Here is a 6,215-nt window from a genome sequence, read left to right as displayed (position 1 = left end):
CACCGTCCCTAGAGAATTGCCAATGCGATGGCTTGCATCCTGCAATAATATTTCAACCCGTTGGCGTTCTTTTTCAGCGTGATTGCGTGCTCTTTCTAATTCTTGTGTTCGTTCTTTTACACGAGCTTCTAGAGCAATATTTTCGCTATGAAGCAGCAATTGATACAATTTTAAAGAGCGCACATCACGATGAAAACGATTAATAACAAAATAGGCAGAAATAAAAGTACTCACAACAGAAACAATAGCCGCTAATGTTAAAGCAGCCCGCATCAATGCGATGCCCTCACGTTGTTTTTGTCGCACCACATCATCCCCATTAATAAAGCTTGTCATCAATTGCGCTAAACGGGCGACAGGAATTCTCGAGACATCCAGCGACGCAGAAGGTTGAGAAGATTGATCAGGCAGTCCATCAAGGGCGCGCATATGGTCATGCATAAAGGCCTTTCGTGCTTCAACCTCTTTTTTAAAAGCCGTAAACCATTCATCCCATTGCGGATGCGCATAAACAATAAGTGCGATATAATCAAGAATATCCCCCAACTCCCTCTCTGCATTTTCAAAGCGGATCTTATCTTCTGGCTTTCGGGTTTTTGCGTAGCTACGATCAGCAACAGCCATATCGATTAAACTAATAAGCACCAAATCAGCCTGTTCGCGCAATTCTGAACTTGTATTCAACTGTGCAACTTCTCGATCAACGGCATTGGAAAGCAACATAATAAAAACCGATGCTAAAAAAGCCATAACAAGAGAAACAACAATCGCTGCCCATCGCCAGCGTGATATCGTTGCATCAGAAGAAGGCATTTGAGGCAGCAAATTTGTCTTTGTTGTCATAGAATTTCCATTGGCGAACTTGAAAGTCGTCATTTTTCAGCACAAAGGAAGGCAACCTTATGAAACAAACACAAAAAGCCCATGAGAGCATTTCATATAGGCTTTTCTTGTGTTCCCAAGGATACACGCCAAACATTCTGAATTTCCTCAGATACTGACTTTACTGTAATAGCTATAACGAGAATAAAAAAAACAAGGCTATCCATCATAATTATTATGCTTTTTTAGCCGTTAAATGAACACAATGTACTCCCCGCTGAATAGGAATCAGGCCCATAATCGGATTCACCATCGACATTAAGAAGCTCCTGCAATCGATGCCGTGCCCTGCTCACACGGCTTTTAATAGTTCCAACAGCACAGCCACAAATAGCTGCCGCATCTTCATAAGAAAACCCCGATGCCCCAATAAGAATAATGGCTTCTCTTTGATCAGCAGAAAGCAGATTTAAGGCTTTTTTAAAATCTTGCAAATCAAGCGTTCCATATTGAGGAGGATGAACCGCGACATTTTGGGTAAATACGCCGTCGGTATCTTGAACTTCCCGCCCCTTTTTGCGCATTTGACTATAAAATTCATTACGCAAAATCGTAAAAAGCCAAGCTTTAAGATTAGTTCCCATCTCAAAACTATCTTGCTTAGCCCATGCTTTCATCACCGTGTCTTGGACCAAATCTTCAGCTTTATCGTGCTTGCCACTTAAAGAAACAGCAAAAGCACGTAAAGCCGGCAACACCAACAAGAGTTCTTGTTTAAAATTTTTTGCGCATTTTGACATAAAGAATTCAAACCTTTTCCACATTGTTTAAGCCAAATTGCTCTGCACGCTCCAACTTTTCTAAAAGCTCGAGCAAACGCCGTGGTAGCGCTTCTTCTTGAATTTCCATGTAAAATTGGCGTAATTTCCGTGCTATTTCGCTGTTGGTCCCGAGAAGATCATCTCCAAATTTAAACTGTGTGGTGAGATTTTTTTCATCACGGTCATTCATTTTTCATTCCCCTAATCCATATAATATCAGTAGCGCCGCGAAGATTTTTTCGCCCTATGGTTGTAAATATAACTCTCGGTAAAAAGTTCCATATAAATCAAGGAACTTTTTTATCTGTTGAGAATTTCAACCAACAAAATGCTTGAAAGGTCAAAGGAGTTATAAATTATGTCATTATCAACGCGCATTGCCCCGCATCTTCCCTATCTTCGGCGTTTTGCTCGCTCTGTCACCGGAAGCCAATCCTCTGGCGATACTTATGTATCAGCGATGTTGGAAGCTCTTATTGCCGACATTTCGATTTTTCCCAAAGCATCCAGTGACCGAATTGGGACCTATTGGCTTTTTTGCCATCTTTTTGACCAAACCACCCCGAATATTCCTGAACCCCTACCACAATTTGGGCTTGAACAAAAAACCAGTGCCAAATTATCGTATCTCACGCCCCGTGCACGCCAAGCATTTTTGCTCATTGCCGTTGAAGGTTTTAATGAACAAGAAGCCAGCGAAATCATGAATCTAGATACGAAAGCATTTCGCAAGCTTCTCAATCAAGCATCGAGTGATATTTCTCAACAAATTGCCACAGAAGTGATGATTATCGAAGATGAGCCTCTTATTGCACTTGATATTGAACAAATGGTCGAAAGCCTAGGTCATCACGTTGTAGGAATAGCGCGAACACGTGATGAAGCTGTCATCATGTATCATAAGAAAAAGCCACGGTTGATTTTGGCTGATATTCAATTAGCCGATAACAGCTCCGGCATTGATGCAGTCAACAAAATTTTGCAAAACGACCGTATACCGGTGATTTTCATCACAGCTTTTCCCGAAAGATTGCTGACCGGCGAGCGTCCAGAACCGACTTTTTTAGTAACCAAACCTTTTAACCCTGATATGGTAAAAGCGCTTATTTCCCAAGCTTTATTTTTTCAAGAGAACGCTTCTAAAGCGGCTTAGAACAGAGTCAACCTCTTTAATTATGCTCGTTACACCTCTTTCAAAGCCTCCTATAGACAGATCTCATATGAGCGCGCTCATGCAAGCAATTCGTGGTGCTGATATTTTTGTTCTCTATCAGGCAACAAATTTGGTTTATTTATGGGCTGAAAACTTGCCGCATCATTTGCACCACAAATGGTGCGTTGGGTGTCGCGACAACGACTTTTTTTCGCTTGACCTTGCAGACAATATGGAAACCATCAAACTGCAAGTTTTAGCCAGTGGCAAAATGCAAACCATTGAAGCACGTTTTGAAGATACAAGCAAACAAGAGATTTGGTACAAATTTTCGATTGATTGCCACCGCAATGATAACGGAGACATTATCGGTATTATCACCACCGGTGTTAATATTTCCGGCTTACGCCGCCGTGAACAAGTGCTTAAAATCCTCCTTCGAGAAGTCAGCCACCGTTCCAAAAATCTTCTAGCCATCATTCAAAGCATTGCCAGCCAAACCGCCCGCTATACGGAATCCCTTCAGGTTTTCTTACGCAAATTTCAAGGCCGTCTTCATTCTCTTTCTCATTCTCAAGATCTGATCACTGATTCCGATTGGCGTGGCGCCCAATTTCGTGAATTGGTCCAAACGCAAGCTTTAGGCTATTTAATGAAAGAAACAGAACGTTTTTCGCTTGAGGGCGTTGATCCTTATCTTTTTCCCAATGCCGCTTTGCATATTGGTTTGGCTTTTCATGAATTGATTGTCAATTCTCTTTCTTTTGGAGCCCTTTTCCAAGAAAAGGGCCGCGTCTGTGTACGCTGTGAAATCGAAACAAGACTAAATGGTAAAACACAACTGATCATCACTTGGAACGAACATTTTGAATCAGGCGCCCCTCCTACAAACAATAAAAAAGCTTGTTTTGGCAGTGCTGTTCTCGAAAAAATTGTTCCCATTTCTGTCAATGGATCAGCTTCCTTCAACTGGACAAAAGAAGGAATTGTTTATTGCCTTTCTGTTCCGGATACTTATTTCGATATTTTTTCTTAAAAAAACCTTTCAAACCATAAATTTCTCTTTTCAGAAAAATCTCTAGTCTATTCAGCACTATTTTTGTTCTACACAAAGACATTTTCCAATCTCTCACGAACCTTAACCATGAAAATTACTGCAATAAAACCCCTTCGCGTTGTCAATCAGCTTCCATCGCTCATACGCCTATTCTAAGACAAAAAACGCAACAATGAAGAGCAAACCGCCTTAAGCTTTTATATGTCTAATCAAAGCGAACCTATTCCCTTCTCTTTTTGGGGCATTTTTGCAATGCGCATATCTTTTCATTTTCGAAGAAAATGAAATTTCAAGGGGGAAAAACCAACGTCTATCGTCACTTTTCAACTTTACGATCTTAAAGCATCCCCGACAACGTCCATAAACGGATAAAATTACACATTTTATCCGTTTATTTATCGTATTTTATTTATTGCGTTCTAGATTATCTCGCGCAAAAGAAAACATCCAAAACAGAAGATCCTTTTCCCTTCACATACTTTTTTAATATTTTCCAGTGCCTCTAAGCGTATTTTCAAACAGTATCGAGGCTCCTCATAAAGTAAGCCATTAAGCACACCTATCGTTTGACAATAGGTTTTATAGGAAGTAAAAAAAGGTGAAATTAGAGAGGGACACGTGATAACATGTTGTTTTCATGACTATTTTTTACCATTAAACGCGTAAATGCACGTTTTGCCAAAAAGAGCAAAAAAATATCGAGAATCGGAATTTGATAGTAAAAATCAGAAAAGGCTTTGAAAACAATCTGATAAATTATAAACCTCTCTCCCTCATAAGCCCCAAATAACCCAAAAAGCAAAAAAGATTTTCATATCGATTTTTCATTTTAGAGAAGCATCGTATCTTGTGTCGTTTCGAGATGTGAACTTTCAGCCTTAACACTTTAAATTTAATTTTAGAAGAGGCAAAGTAAAGCCGACTTTTTCCATATCCTTGATGTTTTAAACAAGCTCTTGTAACTTTATACAAAACAGAGCTGCAAGTTTCGCTATATCATCTTCAAGAGGAGAGTTTTATATTTGCATCGCGATAGGTTGTATAAGCCATACCGACCGAGTTTTTCATCAATCCACTAGGAAGGGTGGGTGCTTTAAAACCTGCTGCTTTTGCTATGTCACTAAATACTTCATCTTCACTGATAACAAGCCAAGGATGGTCCATGTTACAGATGCTATGATAAGTGTTACCTGCTGAGGATATTAGCGCATGCGTGCCGATTTCCTAATTGGCAAGAATAGTGCTTTGTAAATTAAGGCATTGCGCAAAAATATCCCGTTGTTTATTTCCCAGTATTGGCCGTATTTTAGGCCATCATTTTGCGAATTCTGTTTGTGGTTCTTTTTCAAGACGTGCCCCCTAAAAAATCACTTCAAATAATATGTGAATATTTATAAAAACCTATCTAGGCTATGTCTCTCTCATTACCGCCCGTTATGAAGAGAATTTATTATCCATCTAACCCCACAAAAAACGGATGGTTTGCGCACCCATTTGAAGCAATAAAAAAGTTATGACAACCACACAAAATGGGATCGCCATAGTATTTTGAGTATTTTAGCCGAGCGACACCGCCATAACATGACCTTGGCAGAGCGCGCAAAAGCATACCAACGCGCCTCATCGAACGTTTAACACATCTAGACACGGTCTCATAAAAAAGCCGAGCGTGCTATTGCCGATTTTATAGGCTTGCCCGTTGAGCAGAATTTCTTTGAGCGCTACCTAAAAATCGCTGTTGCATTTTAAAGCAGCAAAACACGCTCATACGGATTTCTGTTATTTTTTCCTATCACGCGGTAGTGCTGCTTAAAACTGTGTTGGCTCTGCCTGTTAGCACATTTGCCATGAATTTAATTTTCATAAGATAAAAACGGTTTCTCAATGTCTAAAGATCAATACACAATAGGCCAGATAAATTGCATAGCGTTGCATCATGGAGCAACCATTTTTGTGGTTTTGTTTTCCATAGGGGGCGATCAAGGTGTCTTTATCGGGGGTGGTTATGGTTACAGCTTATAATTTATAGACTCGCAATGCACAAAGAGAAATTCTCAATCCTCATTCAGAAACTGAACGATGACAACACCCCTTTTACTTTCAACCCCCTCTTTACTCCATAAAAGTACCCGTTGAACATTATTATATCCCCATACAACAAACCGCTGACATTAGAGAGTATTCACAAAAGACATTTTTAGTGTTTTTTTAAATATTTTTCACCCCCATAAATTCTCCGCACAAGCCTATTTTTTATACTGTGCAAGCCCCCTTGGAACCCCTTGGAACCCCTTGGAACCCCTTGGAACCCCTTGGAACCCCTTGGAACCCCTTGGAACCCCTTGGAACCCCTTGGAACCCC

The 6,215-nt window shown here is 40.2% G+C and carries 5 protein-coding genes and 1 pseudogene; 2 read left to right on the top strand and 4 right to left on the bottom strand.

Going from position 1 to position 6,215, the window contains the following annotated elements; genetic code table 11:
* From CEV08_RS08650 to CEV08_RS08640, 3 genes and pseudogenes are all read right to left on the bottom strand, one after another.
* Positions 1-843, bottom strand: a pseudogene (locus CEV08_RS08650) (sensor histidine kinase); the annotation flags it as partial.
* A 224-nt stretch (positions 844-1,067) separates the two neighbouring features.
* Positions 1,068-1,622 carry an RNA polymerase sigma factor gene (locus CEV08_RS08645; protein ID WP_100131214.1) on the bottom strand — a complete coding sequence of 185 codons (555 nt, stop codon included), beginning with the start codon at positions 1,620-1,622 and terminating at the stop codon, positions 1,068-1,070.
* Between the two features lie 7 nt (positions 1,623-1,629).
* On the bottom strand, positions 1,630-1,833 hold the full coding sequence (locus CEV08_RS08640) for a NepR family anti-sigma factor (RefSeq protein WP_100131213.1): 204 nt from the start codon (positions 1,831-1,833) through the stop codon (positions 1,630-1,632).
* Positions 1,834-2,001: 168 nt separating this feature from the next.
* On the opposite strand from CEV08_RS08640, the gene CEV08_RS08635 reads away from it, so the two are divergent.
* Positions 2,002-2,796 carry a response regulator gene (locus tag CEV08_RS08635; protein ID WP_100131212.1) on the top strand — a complete coding sequence of 265 codons (795 nt, stop codon included), beginning with the start codon at positions 2,002-2,004 and terminating at the stop codon, positions 2,794-2,796.
* Positions 2,797-2,818: 22 nt separating this feature from the next.
* Positions 2,819-3,832 (top strand): PAS domain-containing sensor histidine kinase, encoded by a 1,014-nt coding sequence (locus CEV08_RS08630; RefSeq protein ID WP_100131211.1) that lies wholly within the window; start codon positions 2,819-2,821, stop codon positions 3,830-3,832.
* 1,023 nt (positions 3,833-4,855) lie between these two features.
* On the opposite strand, the gene CEV08_RS10225 is transcribed toward CEV08_RS08630, so the two are convergent.
* Positions 4,856-5,017, bottom strand: coding sequence for a hypothetical protein (locus tag CEV08_RS10225; RefSeq protein ID WP_348602901.1), 162 nt, complete (start codon positions 5,015-5,017; stop codon positions 4,856-4,858).
* Positions 5,018-6,215 lie beyond the last annotated feature (1,198 nt).

Source organism: Bartonella tribocorum, from assembly GCF_002778015.1.
Classification (GTDB): Bacteria; Pseudomonadota; Alphaproteobacteria; order Rhizobiales; family Rhizobiaceae; genus Bartonella; species Bartonella tribocorum_B.
Note: the sequence above shows the minus strand (reverse complement) of the source record. Positions and strands in the feature narration are given on the sequence as shown.

Bases quoted from the DNA above. Each gene is read 5' to 3' on its own strand.
- CEV08_RS08645 (WP_100131214.1), bottom strand. From the start codon at position 1,622: ATGTCAAAATGCGCAAAAAATTTTAAACAAGAACTCTTGTTGGTGTTG.
- CEV08_RS08640 (WP_100131213.1), bottom strand. From the start codon at position 1,833: ATGAATGACCGTGATGAAAAAAATCTCACCACACAGTTTAAATTTGGA.
- CEV08_RS08635 (WP_100131212.1), top strand. From the start codon at position 2,002: ATGTCATTATCAACGCGCATTGCCCCGCATCTTCCCTATCTTCGGCGT.
- CEV08_RS08630 (WP_100131211.1), top strand. From the start codon at position 2,819: ATGCTCGTTACACCTCTTTCAAAGCCTCCTATAGACAGATCTCATATG.
- CEV08_RS10225 (WP_348602901.1), bottom strand. From the start codon at position 5,017: ATGGACCATCCTTGGCTTGTTATCAGTGAAGATGAAGTATTTAGTGAC.